This is a genomic window from Pseudorhizobium xiangyangii (assembly GCF_020531965.1).
In the GTDB taxonomy this organism is placed as follows: Bacteria; Pseudomonadota; Alphaproteobacteria; order Rhizobiales; family Rhizobiaceae; genus Neorhizobium; species Neorhizobium xiangyangii.
In genome coordinates this window covers 191993-207983 of the sequence record NZ_JAJAWH010000007.1, presented here as the reverse complement: position 1 = coordinate 207983, position 15991 = coordinate 191993, and the positions used below count along the sequence as shown (strand labels likewise).

18 protein-coding genes are annotated in these 15991 nt (G+C 60.5%); 12 read left to right on the top strand and 6 right to left on the bottom strand.

What is annotated here, in order from left to right; genetic code table 11:
• From LH464_RS08465 to LH464_RS08455, 3 genes are all read left to right on the top strand, one after another.
• A partial coding sequence (locus LH464_RS08465; protein ID WP_226785940.1) for a sulfite exporter TauE/SafE family protein occupies positions 1–660 on the top strand: 660 nt, incomplete at its 5' end.
• A 159-nt stretch (positions 661–819) separates the two neighbouring features.
• A complete protein-coding gene (locus LH464_RS08460; protein ID WP_226785939.1) occupies positions 820–1569 on the top strand; it encodes a DUF1223 domain-containing protein in 750 nt (249 codons plus the stop codon).
• Positions 1570–1828: 259 nt separating this feature from the next.
• Positions 1829–2215 carry a DUF2794 domain-containing protein gene (locus tag LH464_RS08455; protein WP_226785938.1) on the top strand — a complete coding sequence of 129 codons (387 nt, stop codon included), beginning with the start codon at positions 1829–1831 and terminating at the stop codon, positions 2213–2215.
• On the opposite strand, the gene LH464_RS08450 is transcribed toward LH464_RS08455, so the two are convergent.
• From LH464_RS08450 to LH464_RS08435, 4 genes are all read right to left on the bottom strand, one after another.
• Positions 2212–2769 carry a GNAT family N-acetyltransferase gene (locus LH464_RS08450; RefSeq protein ID WP_226785937.1) on the bottom strand — a complete coding sequence of 186 codons (558 nt, stop codon included), beginning with the start codon at positions 2767–2769 and terminating at the stop codon, positions 2212–2214. The two genes, LH464_RS08455 and LH464_RS08450, sit on opposite strands and share 4 nt — an antisense overlap.
• 147 nt (positions 2770–2916) lie before the next feature.
• A complete protein-coding gene (locus tag LH464_RS08445) occupies positions 2917–3654 on the bottom strand; it encodes a Bax inhibitor-1/YccA family protein (protein ID WP_226785936.1) in 738 nt (245 codons plus the stop codon).
• Between the two features lie 211 nt (positions 3655–3865).
• Positions 3866–6409 (bottom strand): ABC transporter permease, encoded by a 2544-nt coding sequence (locus LH464_RS08440; RefSeq protein ID WP_226785935.1) that lies wholly within the window; start codon positions 6407–6409, stop codon positions 3866–3868.
• Positions 6406–7116, bottom strand: coding sequence for an ABC transporter ATP-binding protein (locus LH464_RS08435; protein WP_226785934.1), 711 nt, complete (start codon positions 7114–7116; stop codon positions 6406–6408). Before LH464_RS08435 ends, LH464_RS08440 begins: the two co-directional genes overlap by 4 nt.
• Positions 7117–7191: 75 nt before the next feature.
• On the opposite strand from LH464_RS08435, the gene LH464_RS08430 reads away from it, so the two are divergent.
• The 9 genes from LH464_RS08430 (at position 7192) to LH464_RS08390 (ending at position 14306) form a co-directional block, all read left to right on the top strand.
• Entirely contained in the window at positions 7192–7836 is a 645-nt protein-coding gene (locus LH464_RS08430) for an arylesterase (protein ID WP_226785933.1), read from the top strand.
• A gap of 66 nt (positions 7837–7902) precedes the next feature.
• Entirely contained in the window at positions 7903–8490 is a 588-nt protein-coding gene (thpR, locus tag LH464_RS08425; protein WP_226785932.1) for an RNA 2',3'-cyclic phosphodiesterase, read from the top strand.
• Between the two features lie 11 nt (positions 8491–8501).
• Positions 8502–8804, top strand: a complete 303-nt coding sequence (locus tag LH464_RS08420; RefSeq protein ID WP_226785931.1) for a 4a-hydroxytetrahydrobiopterin dehydratase — start codon at positions 8502–8504, stop codon at positions 8802–8804.
• 54 nt (positions 8805–8858) lie between these two features.
• The gene (locus tag LH464_RS08415; protein ID WP_226785930.1) at positions 8859–9245 is read left to right on the top strand and encodes a YkvA family protein; all 387 of its coding nucleotides are present in this window, start codon (positions 8859–8861) and stop codon (positions 9243–9245) included.
• 282 nt (positions 9246–9527) lie between these two features.
• Positions 9528–10031, top strand: coding sequence for an invasion associated locus B family protein (locus LH464_RS08410; protein ID WP_226785929.1), 504 nt, complete (start codon positions 9528–9530; stop codon positions 10029–10031).
• 277 nt (positions 10032–10308) lie between these two features.
• A complete protein-coding gene (rlmN, locus tag LH464_RS08405; protein WP_390624948.1) occupies positions 10309–11481 on the top strand; it encodes a 23S rRNA (adenine(2503)-C(2))-methyltransferase RlmN in 1173 nt (390 codons plus the stop codon).
• A gap of 92 nt (positions 11482–11573) precedes the next feature.
• Entirely contained in the window at positions 11574–12527 is a 954-nt protein-coding gene (locus tag LH464_RS08400) for an ABC transporter substrate-binding protein (protein ID WP_226785927.1), read from the top strand.
• Positions 12528–12633: 106 nt separating this feature from the next.
• Complete coding sequence (locus LH464_RS08395; RefSeq protein WP_226785926.1) at positions 12634–13515, top strand: ABC transporter permease; 882 nt, start codon at positions 12634–12636, stop codon at positions 13513–13515.
• Positions 13512–14306 (top strand): ABC transporter ATP-binding protein, encoded by a 795-nt coding sequence (locus LH464_RS08390; protein ID WP_226785925.1) that lies wholly within the window; start codon positions 13512–13514, stop codon positions 14304–14306. The genes LH464_RS08395 and LH464_RS08390 overlap by 4 nt, the downstream gene beginning before the upstream one ends.
• On the opposite strand, the gene LH464_RS08385 is transcribed toward LH464_RS08390, so the two are convergent.
• Both LH464_RS08385 and LH464_RS08380 read right to left on the bottom strand, forming a co-directional pair.
• Positions 14307–14948: a LysE family translocator gene (locus LH464_RS08385; protein WP_226785924.1), complete on the bottom strand. Its 642-nt coding sequence runs from the start codon at positions 14946–14948 to the stop codon at positions 14307–14309. It abuts the gene before it with no gap.
• 62 nt (positions 14949–15010) lie between these two features.
• A complete protein-coding gene (locus LH464_RS08380; RefSeq protein ID WP_226785923.1) occupies positions 15011–15871 on the bottom strand; it encodes an SDR family NAD(P)-dependent oxidoreductase in 861 nt (286 codons plus the stop codon).
• Between the last annotated feature and the right edge of the window lie 120 nt (positions 15872–15991).

Genomic DNA, 15991 nt, shown 5'->3' with positions numbered 1-15991 from the left:
GGCGGGCTGATCCTGCTCTGGATCCTGCTGTTTCTCTATCCGGTCGGCACCGCCATCGCGATCCACGGTGTGATCCAGACGGTGTCGAACGGCTCACGTGCCTGGTTTTCCCGCAGTTACATCGACTGGAAGATCCTCGGCACCCTGTGCATGGGCGTTGCGGCTGCCGCATCGGTACTGTTGTTCATCGACTATACGCCGAACCTGACGGTGGTTCTCATCGGTGTCGGCCTGATGCCCATCCTCGTCTGGTTGCCGGTCAGGCATCTACGTCTCGATGCGTCGCGCCCCTCGCATGCCTTCATCTGCGGCCTGCTTTCCGGAGCACTGACGCTCAGCGTCGGCGTCGCCGGGCCGACGGTCGACATCTTCTTCATCCGCACGAAGATGGACCGGCGCAAGATCATTGCCACCAAGGCATCGATCCAGACCCTGTCGCATCTCGCCAAGGTGGCCTTCTACTGGAACGCTGCCTCGGCACTGCCCGCCACCGACTGGATCTCCGTCGTCATCGCCGCGCCGATCGCCGTTCTCGGCGCTCGTGCCGGAAACGGCATCCTGCAGCGCATCACCGACGCGAACTTTCGGGACTGGACGCGCTGGATCGTGACCGGCGTCGGCACCGTCTACCTCGTCCAGGGACTGCAGCAACTGACGTGAGCAGAGTCGATATCCATGCCGGCCCTATCTGGTGAACTCACCCCATCGTTACTTCCTCTTGAGCCGCTCGCGCAGTTACGTTGTCTGCTTCTGCGTTGGCCTCTTGATCATCACGATCAGCCAAGGCTAACAAGTGTAAGTTGAAGAGGTCCGGGTTTCATGCTGCCCATCATCCGCAGAGCGATCATTCTTGCCGGCATCCTGGTGACCGGCCCAACGTTCGCGGGGGAGAGTATAGCTCCAAAGGGCGTGGTCGAGCTTTTCACATCGCAGGGATGCTCCTCCTGCCCGCCGGCAGATGCCGCCCTGAAGCAGCTGATTCGCCAGGGCGATGTGGTGGCTCTGTCCTACCACGTCGACTACTGGAACTATCTCGGCTGGACCGACACGTTAAGCTCGAAGGCCAATACCGAGCGGCAATACGGTTACGCGCAATCCCTCGGCAGAAGCGGTGTCTACACGCCGCAGGCAGTGATCAACGGGCGTGATCACGTCAAGGGCACAGAACTGGCCACCATCAACTCAACGATAGACGCCCTGAAGCTAGAGGGTCACGGCCTTTCCGTTCCGGTCAAGGCGCGCATGCACGGCAAGGAGATCGAGATTGAAATCGGCGCCGGGCTTGGCGAGGCGGAGGTCGTTGTGGCCTATTTCACCAAGCAGCAGAGCGTCGAGGTGTCGAAAGGGGAGAATGCCGGCAAGACAATGGAGTACTGGCATAGCGTCTACGACGTTCAGTCAGTCGGCATGTGGAACGGCAAGGCCATGAAGCTCTCGCTCCCGGGCAAGTTCATGGGCAAGTGGAAGAAAGATGGTTGTGCCATCCTTCTTCAGGCCTCAGGGCCAGCGGGCGAACCTGCGGCGATCATCGGCGCAACCGTTTTGATGGCAGGACACAAGCGCTACTAGCGCCCGGAAAATGGGGAAGCGGTTCGGCCCGGAAACATTGGGGGGCTGGGGGTAAGGGTCAATGTAACCGGGCCGAACCTATTGGCGCCAGATGGGCCAACCAACAGAAGTGAATGTTGTCCGGGAATCGGGCGGTCTTTTGTTCGAAATGGGGCGAGAATAAAAACCTCACCTGGGCCCGGTATTGGCATCTTCACAGTTGCATTTTACCTCTGTTGAGGCAGACTGTCATATTACTGACATCATCAACGGAGTCGTGATGACGGATCAACCGGATTTGCCTGGCAGCCGCCGCGTCCAGGACGATATGGTCGTCAGCCTCACCGAATACCGTCAAAACCGAGATCCAGCGCCGGTCACGTTCCATCGGCGTGAACTGGATGCCATACTAAGAATCTACGGCCGCATGGTCGGCGAGGGCGAGTGGAAGGACTACGCCATCGACCACCTGAAGGACCGGGCCCTCTTCTCGATCTTCAAGCGTTCGGGCGAAATGCCGCTCTACAGCATCGAAAAAAATCCCAAGCTCCATACCAAGCAGGGTCAGTACTGCGTGATGAACACACACGGGACGATCCTCAAGCGTGGGCATGAACTGCCGCAGGTGCTCAAGGTGTTCGACAAGGTGCTGAAGCTAGTCGACTAGCCAGGATATAGCGTACCCGGATAGGTTTCCGGATCCGGATCGGTTGTCGCCCCGTCGCCGAGTTCGATCTGCATCAGGACAGTGTCCTGCCAGCGTCCATGCTTGAAGCCGGTGCCCTTCAACGTGCCCGTCAGTTCGAAGCCCAATGCGCGGTGCACGGCAACCGATGATGGGCTGGCGCCACCGATCACCGCAACCATCTGTCGGAAGCCCAGCGTCGTGCAACGCGCGATGAGTTCGGCGAGCAGCGCCTTTCCGATACCCTTTCCCCGGGCCTCAGGCGCCAGATAGATCGAGTCCTCGACAAGCCAGCGATAGGCGGGGCGCGTCCTGAACGCCGAGGCGTAGGCGTATCCGAGAAGCTGGCCGTCCGGGCTCTCGGCCGCGATGTAAGGGTAGCCTTTCGATGTGATCGCCAGGAAACGTTCTTCCATCTCCGCTTCGCTAGGCGGAGTGAGTTCATAGCTGGCGGTGCCGTTCAGGACGCTATCCGTGTAGATGGCGGTGATATGGGCGAGATCGGCGGGGCAAGCGTCGCGGAGGGTAAAGGTCATGGGCGGGCACAATGGATAAACCAGACCGAGCCTATAGCATCGGCCCCAAATCGGAAATTGATTTTCAGGAGATATGCAGCACCCACACGCCGAGCAACAAAAAAGGCGGCCCGAGAGCCGCCTTTTAAATCAATTGTTCCGCCGGGATTAATTGTTGCGATTACCCATGAACTGCAGGAGGAACATGAACAGGTTGATGAAGTCGAGGTACAGGGTGAGGGCACCCATGATGGCCTTGCGGCCAGCAACCGCGACGTCATCGCCGTCGAAGTACATTTCCTTGATCTTCTGTGTGTCGTAGGCGGTGAGGCCTGCGAAGACCAGCACGCCGATCGCCGAGATGGCAAAGCCCATCGCGGACGACTGCAGGAAGATATTGACGATCGAGGCAATGATCAGGCCGAAGAGGCCCATGATCAGGAACGAGCCCATGCCCGACAGGTCTTTCTTCGTCGTGTAGCCGTAGAGCGACAGGGCGCCGAACGAGGCGGCCGTTACGAAGAACGTCTGCACGATGCTTTCACCGGTGAACACGAGAAAGATCGAGGACAGGGAGAGACCCATCAATGCCGCGTAGATCCAGAAGGTGGTCTGGGCCGCGCCGACGCTCATCGAATTGATGCGGAAGCTCAGGAAGAAGACCAGAGCCAGCGGAGCCAGCATGATCACCCACCGGAGCGGGGAAGCGAATAGAAGGTTAGCGAAGGCCGGATTGGAAGCCGCCAGAGCGTAGGTGCCATAGGCTGCCAAGCCGGTGATGGCCAAGCCGAGTGCCATCAGGTTGTAAACCTTGAGCATATAGGCGCGAAGGCCCTCGTCTATCAACGCGCCCGTCTGCGCACGGCCTTGCGCCATTCGGTTCTGGTAGTTGTTGAAGTCAGCCATAGTATCCTCTCTCAAGCTCCGTAGTTGGTCACGGTGTCGGGACCATGATCCCGGGCGCCGCTGCGGAGCTCAGCAAGCCTGCATCAAATATGATGCGATATCCCCTTTTCTACAAGTACTCCTCGTCCTGAATGCATCGAATCAGGGGTTCAGGGCCCTTTGCAGGGCCCGGCTTGACGTGGAAGTGATCCGAATCCCGGCACGAGAGAGGTCACAACTCTCGCAAGACAGGCGCTGCCTTTTGTCCCAGCACGCGCCATGTCCCGATCAGGCCGATCCCTACGGTCAGGACAAGGGCTCCCAGCAGCGTCACCACAGCGACATCCGGCAGGAAGACCGACGGCAGGTTCATGATACGGCTGACGACATACCACGCCGCCAAACCGCCCGCGACAAGGGCGAAGGTTGCGGTCGCGGCACCCAGGATCATGTACTCATAGCTGAATGCCCTGATCAGCAGTCCCCGCGTGCCGCCGAGCGTCTTCAGGATGACGGCATCATGGGTGCGGGCGCGGTTACCCGCGGCAAGTGCGCCCGCAAGGACGAGTACGGAAGCGATGAGCGCCACGGCAGCGGATGCCCGTATGGCGGTCGCGAGCTGGCCGGCAAGCTGATCGACGATGTCGATCGCATCCTTCACCCGAACACTGGTGATGGTGGGGTAGGCATGGGTCACGGCGCGCAGGATCTCCGCCTCCTTCGCCGCCGAGGCGGACCGGTCGGTCAGGGTTGCGAGCCACGCATGCGGAGCGCCGGTGAACGTGTTGGGGGAGAAGACCATGACGAAGTTGATGGAAAGCGATTCCCATTCGACATTGCGGAAGCTCGAGATCCTGGCGGTGATGTTGCGGCCGAGCACGTTGACGGTGACCGTATCGCCGAGCTTCAGGCCCAGTTCCCCGGCCTCTTCCGCCGAGAAGGAAACGAGTGGTTCGCCCGTGTAATCGGCCGGCCACCATTCGCCGGCCGTCAGCGTCGAACTTTCCGGCTTGTTTTTGGCGTAAGTGATGCCGCGATCGCCGCGCAGCACCCAACGGCCGCTGGGCGGCACGTTCATCTGGCTGACGTCCTTGCCATTAAAAGCCAGGATGCGGCCGCGCAGCATGGGCACCTCGAAGACCTTGCTCTCGGGTGCCTGCTCTTTCAGTACCTGCCTGAAGCCGTCCACCTCGGCGCTCTGGATATCGACGAAGAAGAAGTTCGGTGCCTGCTCGGAGATGCGCCCGGTCAGTTGGTTGCGCAGGTTGCCGTCGATCAGCGCAAGGGTGACAAGGAGGGCAAGCCCGAGGCCCAGCGACAGCACGACCGATGGGGTCAGTGCGCCGGGCCTATGGATATTGCCGATCGCAAGGCGCAGGGCGGGCGAATTGACGCGCGGGCTGTGCCGAGCAACCGTCGCGATCAACATCGCGACCAGGCGCAGAAGGATGAAGGCGGCGGCCACTGCCGCCAGGAACACGCCCGCCACGAAACGTTCCTCGGCCGTTACGATTGCGAGGAAGGCGAGCGCACCAAGCGCGGCTGCTGCGGCAAGCACATAGGGCCAGGAAGGGAACCGGGCATCATCGAAACTCTGCTCGCGGAAAAGTGCGGTTGCAGGCACTTCCCGTGCGTGCCCGAGCGGCAGTACGGAAAAGGCGAAAGTGATGAGAAGCCCGAATACCGCGGCCATGCCCAGTGCGCCGGGATAGAAGACGATTTCCTTGGGGACTGGAAGAACGCCATCCAGGAAACGGATCGCGATGAAGGGCGCTATTGCTCCGATGGCAAGTCCGGCGAGGATGCCGATGGCCGCCAGCAGCAGGATTTGGATCAGGTAGATGAACGTGACCACCGAGGCTGGTGCACCGAGGCACTTGAACGTGGCGATCGTCGTCCGCTTGGCATCAAGAAAAGCCCTGACGGCATTTGCTACGCCGACGCCGCCGACAATCAGAGCCGTCAAGCCGACCAGCGTCAGGAACTGCGAGAAGCGCTCGACATTCTCTGTCAGTGATGGCGCGGCTCGGTCGCTGGTGCGGATCGACCAGCCGGCATTGGGGAATTCCGCCGATGCGCGGGCCGGCAGGAGGTTGCGCAGACCCGTATCATCGAGGCGGATCTTGTAGGCATGTTCCACCAGGCTGCCAGTCTGGACGAGGCCGGAAGCGACGAGCGCGTCGCGGCTAATCAGGAGACGCGGGGCGAAGCCAAAGCCCTCCGAAACAGCATCGGGCTCTGTGGTTACAGTTGCCGTCAGTCGCAATCGGGCATTCCCCAGAAGAAGCTCATCGCCGGTTTGCAGGCCAAGACGGTCGAGAAGCAGGGGAGCGGCGACAGCCCCAAACAGTTCGCCTTCCTGTTGCAGAAGTTCGGCGAGCGGTCGGTTCGGCTCGGCTACAAACGTGCCGTAGAGCGGATAGGCGTCATCCACCGCCTTCAGTTCGACCAGCCCCTGATCACCGCCGCCCGGAACCCGCGCCATGGAGCGCAGGCCGGTGGAAACGGAAAGATCTCCGAGGCCCTTCAGGAATGCCAGTTCCTCCGTGTTCGCCTCGCGATTGTCGAGTTCGAAGCGGATGTCGCCGGCCAGAATTTCCTGGCCCTGGTTCGCAATGGCGCCGGTGATGGCGCGGGACACGGAATTGACCGCAGCGATCGCGCCTGTGCCAAGGGCGATGCACGCAAGGAAGATGTAGAAGCCTGAAAGGCCGCCGCGCATCTCCCGCAGGGCCAGTTTCCAGGAAATCGCAATTCGAGGGGCGATCGAGTTCATGCGGAGGCCGCCGCTGCCAGGGTGGCGCCGCAGGAATCGTCGACGATTTCACCGGAGCGGACGCGAATCTGGCGAGTGCAGCGGGCCGCAAGGGCGTTGTCGTGGGTAACCAGCAGCATGGTCATGCCGCGTTCGGCCTGCTTGGAGAACAGGAGATCGGCAATCTGACGCCCGGTCTCGGTATCGAGATTGCCGGTCGGCTCATCGGCGATCAGCACCAGCGGCGACGGTGCAAGGGCGCGGGCAATGGCAACCCGTTGCTGTTCTCCACCGGACAATTGCCCCGGATAGTGGCTAAGGCGCTCTCCGAGCCCCACGGCCGTCAGTTCACGTCTGGCGATCTCGAAGGGATCGCGCACGTTTGCCAGTTCGAGTGGAACGGCAACGTTCTCCAGCGCCGTCATGTTGGCAATCAGGTGAAAGGACTGAAAGACGATGCCGATATTGCGCCCGCGGAAATCGGCAAGCGCATCTTCGGAAAGCGAATGAAGCGGTTCACCGGCTATGTGGATTTCGCCTTTGTCCAAGCGTTCAAGACCGGCGAGGACCATAAGGAGCGTCGACTTGCCGGATCCCGAAGGGCCGATGATGCCGACTGCTTCGCCTCGATCGACCTTCAGGTCGATCTGTTTCAGAACATGCACGGAGGCTGCGGCGCTGCCGAGGGTAAGATCCGCCTGCTTCAGCTCGATAATGGTTTCAGTCAAAACAAAGCTTCCTATATTGAACTTTCAGTAACAGACCGGAGCGCGCCACGGCAGCGCAAATTTAGGAAACGGGCCTTGAGATTGAAAGCAATTCTCCTTCACTTCCTCGTCATGTCGGCAATCTTCTTAGGTCCGGCAAGTGCCCAGCAGTCGGCAGTTCAGCTGGTAGGTTTCGGAGACAGTCTGATGGCCGGATACGAACTGGCCCCGAGCGAGTCCTACACGGCGCAACTCGAAACAGCCTTGAAGGCCACGGGAAAGGATGTCGTCGTCACCAATGCGGGCGTCTCGGGCGATACGACCTCGGGTGGCCTGTCCCGCGTCGATTGGTCGGTGCCTGACGGCACGGATGGCGTCATCCTCGAACTCGGGGCCAACGATGCCCTGCGCGGGATCGCGCCGGAGCAGTCGGAAAAAAACCTCGACAGCATTCTTGCCCGGCTGAAGGAGCGCAATATTCCAGTCTTGCTGGTCGGCATCATGGCTCCTCCGAATATGGGCGGCGAGTATGCGGAGCGTTTCAACGGGATCTATGCCCGACTTGCGGCGAAATATGGTGTTCCGCTCTATCCCTTCTTCCTGGATGGCGTCGTGACTGTTCAGGGAACACAGCTGGAGGATGGCATGCATCCCAATGCGAAGGGCGTTGGAATCATGGTCGAACGCTCGCTGCCGACCGTCGAAAAGTTCTTAGGGGACATCCAAAATACAAAGAAATAACTGCTTGCACGGAACCGGACCTCGTGATTCGCTGTTAGCAATCGCAAGAGAATCGAGGAGGTCCCCATGCCGAGACTTTTCACCGCCCTCGAAATTCCGCGCAATATCGCGATGTCGCTCTCTCTTCTGCGGGGGGGACTTCCGGGGGCGCGGTGGATCGATGTGGAGAATTACCACATCACCTTACGATTTATCGGCGACATCGATAATCGCACCGCGGACGAGATTGTCGACCGGCTCGACCGGATCGAAAGACCCGAATTCCAGGTCAGTCTCAACGGTATCGGGTCATTCGGGTCGAAGAAGCCGCACTCCATCTGGGCCGGCGTTTCCCCCTCCCAGGAGATGTCGGCAATGCAGGCCGAGATCGAACGGATTTGCCAGCGCATCGGCTTGCCACCCGATCCCCGCAAGTTCATGCCGCATGTGACGCTGGCGCGCCTGAAGGCATGCCGCCTCGACGACGTTGTTCATTATCTGTCCGGTCGAGGTGATTTCCATACGTTGCCCTTCAAGGTCGGGCGTTTCGTACTGATGTCCTCGAAGGAATCGGTTGGGGGCGGGCCCTACATCATCGAGGAAGGCTTCCCTCTGTACGAGGCCGACATGGGTACCAACCACTCTTCCGTGGAGCCGATGAAGAGCTTTATCTAGATCGGAGGACCATGCCTTACGAGAAACTGACCGGGCCGGAAATCGAAAGCGAGCTTGAAGGGCTGGATGGCTGGGCGCTTCGGGACAGCGGCGCGATCTCCAAGAGCTTCAAGCTCAGGAATTTTGCCGAGGCGTTCGGCTTCATGGCGGAATGCGCGCTCTTGGCCGAGCGCATGAACCACCATCCGGAATGGTCGAACGTCTATTCCCGCGTCGAAGTGGTGTTGAGAACCCACGACGTTGACGGCCTGACGGCGCAAGATTTCAAGCTGGCGCGGGCTATGGACCGTGCCGCGACGCGTCGACGTGATTGAAGTCCGCCATCCGCAACCCCACATTGGAGGCCGAGTTTTGCGAGAGGCATGTCCATGGACGACGTAAAGATCGGGGAGATTCTCCTGCCCGGAGACGAGGATACGCAGGAGCGCCGTGAAAAGCAGGTCCGCGCGAAATTCTGGCCGAAGCTGAAACGCGCTGCCGGATACATTCCGTTCAGTCGCGACCTCGTTGCCGCCTACTACTGCGCGATCGATCCGAAGACGCCACTGCGGGTTCGCGGTGTGCTGCTTGCCGCGCTTGCCTATTTCATCATGCCTTTCGACTTCCTGCCGGATGTACTTGCCGTTGTCGGCTTCACCGATGACGTAGCTGTGATCGCCACGGCTCTGCGGATGATCCAGGGCCATATCGCCGACCGCCACTATGAGGCCGCCGACAGATCGCTTGCAGACACGGCAGTTTCGCCCGGAAAATGAGGCAAGGGTGGTGGTACTGAAGGATGCGGGAAGGAGTATTTTTCCATATCCCGGCACGGCCTGCCCGACAAACTCTTGCCCCAATCCTTGTGTCAGTGAACGCCGGGAAAGCAGTCTTCCGGCGAAAGCAAATTGGTCGGCAGGCGGGTTTTCAGGTGAAGTTACATTTCGTCGATGCCGTTGACGGTTTGGTAACCGCAATTAAGTCAAATTAAACCGAATCGTGATGATGCCTGACCAGGCTTGCCTTATCGGCGCAGATTGAAGAAGCGGCAGGAGACCATGTCTGTAAAAATCGTAACAACCGCATTGGCATTCATGCTGGCTAGCGTCAGCGTTGCATCCGCGCAATCGCCGACCCGCATCCAGCAGTTCAAGGCGTGGGGAGCATATTCCTACAAGTCGGGTGGCGGCACCGTCTGCTATGTCCTTTCGGTACCGACAGCCAAGGAGCCGGCCAGCGTCGATCATGGGGACATCTTCTTCATCGTCTCCCAGCGGCCCGGCCAGAATATTTCCTACGAGCCGCAGGCGATGATGGGCTATGCCCTGCAAGCCGATTCTAAAGTGAATGTCACCATTGACGGCAAGACCTTCGTGATGTTCACGAAGGACAGAGCCGCGTGGGTCGAGAACGCCGCGGAAGAACCAGCGCTCGTGGCGGCCATGAAGTCCGGCTCGGCGATGACGGTCAAGGCCACGTCGGGGCGCGGGACCAGCACGTCCTATTCCTATTCGCTCTCGGGCGTTTCAGCGGCGCTGCAGCAGATCGAATCCTGCAAGTAATTGCCCGCGATAAACCAAATATCGGAAGGTCGGTCGCGAGACCGACCTTTTTGCGTCTTGAAGAATAGTGACGCCATGCCGATTTGATGCTAAGTGCCGCACAAAGTTTAGTCGATCGGCTCTTTGCCGGTCGCACAAGTCTCAAACACAAACATGCCAATGTATCGCCTCGCGCGGACCCTAACGCATGTGTTTGTACAGGACCAAAGCCATGTCAGTTTCAGAAGCAGTCCTTGATCCAGTGCTGAAAAAGCCCCAAGTGGCGCGCCCCGATCTCATGGGCACCAAGCCGTCGCTCATCGGGCTCACCCGCGAGCAGATGGGCGAAGCGCTGCGCGAAAAGGGGGTGCCGGACAGGCAAGTCCGCATGCGGGTCAGCCAGCTCTGGCACTGGCTCTATATTCGTGGCGTTTCCGACTTCGATTCGATGACCAACGTGGCGAAGGACATGCGCGAAATGCTGAAAATGCATTTCACCATCTCACGGCCGGAAGTGGTCGAAGAACAGATTTCCAACGACGGGACGCGCAAGTGGCTGTTGCGGTTTCCTCCGCGCGGCGCCGGTCGACCGGTCGAGGTCGAGGCCGTCTACATTCCTGAGGAAGGCCGCGGCACTCTATGCATTTCGAGCCAGGTCGGCTGTACGCTGACCTGTTCTTTCTGTCACACGGGCACGCAACGGCTGGTTCGGAACCTGACGGCTGAGGAAATTCTCGCGCAGCTGCTCCTTGCCCGCGATCGGCTCGGCGATTTTCCCGACCGGGACGTGCCGCAGGGCGGCATGATCCCGTCGAGTGATCGCAAGATTACCAATATCGTGATGATGGGCATGGGCGAGCCTCTCTACAATTTCGAAGCCGTCAAGACGGCGTTGCTGATCGCCTCCGATGGCGACGGGCTGTCGCTCTCCAAGCGGCGCATCACGCTGTCGACCTCGGGGGTCGTGCCGGAAATCTATCGCACTGGCGACGAAATCGGCGTGATGCTGGCAATCTCGCTGCATGCCGTGCGGGATGAATTGCGCGACATGCTGGTGCCGATCAACAAGAAGTACCCGCTGAAAGAATTGATCGAGGCGTGCCGCGCGTATCCCGGGGTGTCGAATGCCCGCCGCATCACCTTCGAATACGTGATGCTGAAGGACGTCAACGATAGTCTCGAGGATGCCAAGGAGCTGGTGAAACTCCTCAAGGGCGTGCCGGCGAAGATCAACCTGATCCCGTTCAACCCGTGGCCGGGAACGAACTATCAGTGCTCGGACTGGGCAACGATCGAAAAATTCGCCGACTTCGTCAATCAGGCCGGCTACGCCTCGCCTATCCGCACGCCGCGTGGCCGTGACATTCTCGCCGCCTGCGGGCAGCTGAAGTCGGATTCGGAACGGATGCGCAAGACAGAGCGTCTGGCGTTCGAGGCGATGATGATCGCGGGCCATGGCGAGGACGACTGACCATCTGCGCGACATGCGACGATGTGCTGTTGTTGATTTTGGGCCGCCGGGTCCATAAGAAACGCAGCAGATAAAGTTACCTGGAGGAAACCATGCGCGCTTTCATTCTCGCCCTTGCCGCGGCGACCGCTCTCGCAATGCCCGCAAAGGCGGAAGATGTCACCGTCGCCGTTACCGCGATTGTCGAGCACCCCGCACTTGATGCAGCCCGTGACGGCATCAAGGAGGCACTTGCCGAAGCTGGCTACAAAGATGGCGAGAACCTGACGTTCCTTTATGAGTCGGCACAAGGCAATCCCGGCACGGCAGCGCAGATCGCCCGCCAGTTCGTCGGCGAGGAGCCGACCGTGATCGTGCCCATTTCCACTCCGTCCGCTCAGGCCGTCGTTTCCGCGACGCGCGACGTGCCGGTGGTCTTCACTGCGGTTTCCGATCCGCTCGGCGCGCAGCTGGTCAAGGACATTGAGAAGCCCGGTGGCAACGTGACGGGTCTTTCCGACATGTCGCCCGTTGCCGACCATATCGCGCTGATCAAGGAAATCTCCCCTGACGCGAAGTCGATCGGCTTCCTGTACAACACGGCAGAAACCAACTCTGTCTCCATCCTGGCCGCTCTCAAGGAAGAAGCAGCCAAGAGCGGCATGGAAGTGGTCGAGTCGGTCGCGACCAAGTCGGCCGAAGTGCAGGGCGCCGCCCGTGCGCTCGTTGGCCGTGCGGACGTTTTCTACATCCCGACCGACAACACGATTGTGTCTGCCTTCGAAGCAGCGGTCGGCGTTGCCGAGGAAGCCAAGCTCCCGCTCTACGCCGGTGATACGGCTTCGGTAGAGCGTGGCGCCGTTGCTGCGCTCGGTTTCAACTATTTCGACGTCGGCAAGCAGACGGGTGCCATCGTTGTGCGTGTCCTCAAGGGCGAGGCACCTGGCGACATTCCAGTGACCGTTGCAGCGGGCACTGATCTGGTGATCAACAAGGGCGCCGCCGAGAAGATGGGCGTGACCTTCCCGGAAGCGATCCTGTCGCGCGCTACCCGCGTCATCGAGTAAGCTGCGGCTCTGCCACTTATGTTGGATGGCCGCGATCCGGCCGTCCAACACAATTTACGACGACCATCCGACGCCATTGCGGCGGACAAAGCAGGAGAGCACGCAGGTGCTTAGTCAGATCGCCTTTTGGGGTGCTGTGGAACTTGGGCTGGTGTTTGCCTTCGTTGCCATCGGTGTATTTCTTGCCTTCCGGGTGCTCGACTTCCCCGACCTGACGGTGGACGGCTCGTTTCCATTGGGTGCGGCGGTCGCTGCGGTGCTGATCACGGCGGGCATCAATCCCTGGCTTTCCGCGGGGATTGCCATGGTTGCCGGTGGTGCGGCGGGTATGGTGACCGCATTCCTTAACGTGCGCTTCCGCATCCTCAACCTGCTGGCCTCGATCCTGACGATGATCGCGCTTTTTTCCGTCAATCTTCGGGTCATGGGAAAACCGAACGTCGCGCTGATCAATGCGGATACCATGCTAAGCCCGTTCTTCGGCCTCGGCCTTCGTGAAGTCTATGTCCGTCCGCTCTTCCTCGGCGTGCTCGTAATCCTCGCGATCGTTCTCGTATGGCGCTTTCTGGAAAGCGACGCGGGGCTTGCTATGCGGGCGACCGGCGCCAATCCGCGCATGGCGCGTGCTCAAGGGGTGGATACGCGCTGGCAGGTCTATCTGGGCTTGGCGCTTTCCAATGCGCTGGTGGCGCTCGGCGGAGCCCTGTTCGCGCAGACGAACGGTTTCGCGGACGTGACCTCCGGCGTCGGCACCATCGTCGTCGGCCTCGCAGCAGTCATCATCGGGGAGACGCTGTTCGGCGCACGCGGCATATTGCTGGCCCTCATCGGCTGTGTCGTCGGTTCTATCCTCTACCGCATTGCCATCCAGGTTGCCCTGTCAACGGATGCGCTTGGGCTGAAGGCGTCCGATCTCAATCTCGTCACGGCAGTGCTGGTGGCGGTGGCCCTCGTCCTGCCTCGCCTGCGCCGGGGAGCCCCGCAATGATCGACCTCAGCAACATCCACGTCGTGTTCGGCAAGGGAACGCCCCTTCAGAAGGAAGCGCTCAAGGGCGTCAACCTGACGATTGAGCAGGGTTCCTTCGTCACGGTCATCGGCTCGAACGGGGCCGGGAAATCGACCCTGCTTGGTGTTCTCGCCGGAGACCTGCTCGCAAGCGAAGGCAAGGTGACGATCGGCACGACAGACGTCACCCGGAAATCCACGGCGGCACGGGCCGGGCTCGTCGCACGCGTCTTCCAGGATCCGCTGACCGGAAGCTGCGGAGCGCTGTCGATTGAAGAGAACCTGGCGCTTGCTGCCCGTCGGGGCGAGCGGCGCGGTCTTCAATCGGCGCTCGGTTCAGGCCGCCGCGACCTTTTCCGGGACCGGATCGCCGAACTCAATCTCGGCCTCGAAAGCCGGATGAAGGACCGTATGGACCTGCTCTCCGGCGGGCAGCGTCAGGCTGTTTCGCTGGTCATGGCGACGCTCTCGGGTTCGGAAGTCCTGCTTCTGGACGAACACACTGCAGCACTCGATCCCGGCATGGCGGAGTTCATCATGAAACTCACCCAGCGGGTCGTGTCGGAGCGCAAGCTCACCACGTTGATGGTCACCCATTCGATGCGTCAGGCGCTCGACTTCGGCCACCGCACCATCATGCTGCATGGGGGCGAGATTATTCTCGACGTCAGCGGCGACAGCCGCAAGGACCTCCAGGTCGAGGACCTGATCGCCATGTTCCGCAAGATGCGGGGCGAAACGCTGGATGATGACGCGCTGCTGATCGGCTGATCAGCGCGACTGCGTGAGGAAAATCTTCAGCGCGAAGATCGAGAAGACCCCCGCGAACGTGTAGTCGATACCACGCAGAACCTTAGGGTTCGCCTGCAGCCAGTTGGCGAGACGGTCTGCTGCCAGTATTACGAGGACATTCACCGGCGAGCACACCACGATGAAGAAGGTGCCGAGGAAAATCAGCTTCTCGGTTACCGCGGGATCGCCAGCCGTCACGAACTGCGGCAGGAAGGTCATAAAGAATATGATGATCTTGGGGTTGAGGAGATTGACCCACAATCCCGTGGATATGTTGGCGAAAGCCGATCCCTTCGTGCCCTCGACGTTCTCCACGGAAAGGCTGGATCCACAGCGGACTGCCTGGATCGCCAACCAGAGAAGGTAGGCCGCGCCACCGGTCTTCAGGATGAAGAATGCGGTGGGCGAGGCGGTGATGAGGGCCGATATCCCGAAAGCGACGAGCAGCGTGTGGACCAGGATGCCGGTCGAAGTGCCGACCACGACGAAGAGCGCCGGACCGCGCCCTTGTGCCAGTGCACGGCTGATCGAGAGCGTCATGTCGGGTCCGGGTGTCAGCGCCAGCAGCAGGCTGGCAGCGGTGAATGCGATCAGCGTCGGCAGGTTCGGAAGAAAGTCCATAGTGCGCTCGGTAAAGCCGGTTGCGAAGATGCTTTCTTATCCGGCTTTTCCGAACCTGCCAATCACGCCTTTCCTGCGATGAATTCCTTGGAGGCTTCGGCATGGTCAGGGTGCCAGCGCGACAGCGGTGGCCGGTTTTCGACGATGTCGCCGGCGGCCCAGAGAATGCGGCGTTCGTCTGTCGTCCGATCCACTTCGTTGTCCGGGCAGAGAATGTAGAAATCGCCTCGGCTGAGGCTTTCCAGCATGAAGTCTATCGTCTGCTCCGCTGTCCAGGCTCCCTCCGGTCTGTCCGTGCGACCGCGTGCCGTAAGTCCGGTGAAGACGAAGCCGGGGATCAGCAGATGGGCGCTGGTTCGGGCATTGGGCAGGTTGCGGAGTTCGTGTTGAAGCGCTTCCGTGAAGGCCTTCACGCCCGCCTTCGAGACGTTGTAGGCGGGATCTCCGGGCGGCGTGGTGATGCCTTGCTTGGAGCCGGTGTTGATGATGAGCGAGGGTTCTCCATGGCCGATCATCCCCGGGCCGAAGATCCGGGAACCGTTGATCACGCCCATCAGGTTGACGGACAGAACGTGGTCCCAGTTTGCCTGAGGTCCAAAAAGAGTGCTGCCCGGCTGGATGCCGGCATTGTTCATCAGGACGTGCACGCGACCGTACTTCTGCAGCACGGCGCGTTCCAGAGACTGGAGCTGGGCGATGTCAGACACGTCGGTGCCGATGGCCGTGACGTCCGCCTCGCCGCCTTCGGCAACGGCTGCGACCTGCCGGCACGCATCAGCCAGTGCATCACCTTCAAGATCGGCAAGCACGACGCAAAGACCCAGCTCCGCGAAACGTTTGGCGGCCGCCAGCCCGATGCCGGATGCGGCACCTGTGACAACGGCGACATTGCCTTTCTTCAAAGCGTGATGAATATCGGCCATGAAATATCTCCTGTGTCACCTCAAAGCGAAGCGGCGGAATGTGGTGCTCCGGCTGAGCGTGTCAATGAGATAGACGCGTCATGTCTTGCACCCAATCGCAAACTCGCTAAAAGTGCCGGC

Bases quoted from the DNA above. Each gene is read 5' to 3' on its own strand.
- LH464_RS08460 (WP_226785939.1), top strand. From the start codon at position 820: ATGCTGCCCATCATCCGCAGAGCGATCATTCTTGCCGGCATCCTGGTG.
- LH464_RS08455 (WP_226785938.1), top strand. From the start codon at position 1,829: ATGACGGATCAACCGGATTTGCCTGGCAGCCGCCGCGTCCAGGACGAT.
- LH464_RS08450 (WP_226785937.1), bottom strand. From the start codon at position 2,769: ATGACCTTTACCCTCCGCGACGCTTGCCCCGCCGATCTCGCCCATATC.
- LH464_RS08445 (WP_226785936.1), bottom strand. From the start codon at position 3,654: ATGGCTGACTTCAACAACTACCAGAACCGAATGGCGCAAGGCCGTGCG.
- LH464_RS08440 (WP_226785935.1), bottom strand. From the start codon at position 6,409: ATGAACTCGATCGCCCCTCGAATTGCGATTTCCTGGAAACTGGCCCTG.
- thpR (WP_226785932.1), top strand. From the start codon at position 7,903: ATGCCGAGACTTTTCACCGCCCTCGAAATTCCGCGCAATATCGCGATG.
- LH464_RS08420 (WP_226785931.1), top strand. From the start codon at position 8,502: ATGCCTTACGAGAAACTGACCGGGCCGGAAATCGAAAGCGAGCTTGAA.
- LH464_RS08415 (WP_226785930.1), top strand. From the start codon at position 8,859: ATGGACGACGTAAAGATCGGGGAGATTCTCCTGCCCGGAGACGAGGAT.
- LH464_RS08410 (WP_226785929.1), top strand. From the start codon at position 9,528: ATGTCTGTAAAAATCGTAACAACCGCATTGGCATTCATGCTGGCTAGC.
- rlmN (WP_390624948.1), top strand. From the start codon at position 10,309: ATGGGCACCAAGCCGTCGCTCATCGGGCTCACCCGCGAGCAGATGGGC.
- LH464_RS08400 (WP_226785927.1), top strand. From the start codon at position 11,574: ATGCGCGCTTTCATTCTCGCCCTTGCCGCGGCGACCGCTCTCGCAATG.
- LH464_RS08390 (WP_226785925.1), top strand. From the start codon at position 13,512: ATGATCGACCTCAGCAACATCCACGTCGTGTTCGGCAAGGGAACGCCC.
- LH464_RS08385 (WP_226785924.1), bottom strand. From the start codon at position 14,948: ATGGACTTTCTTCCGAACCTGCCGACGCTGATCGCATTCACCGCTGCC.
- LH464_RS08380 (WP_226785923.1), bottom strand. From the start codon at position 15,871: ATGGCCGATATTCATCACGCTTTGAAGAAAGGCAATGTCGCCGTTGTC.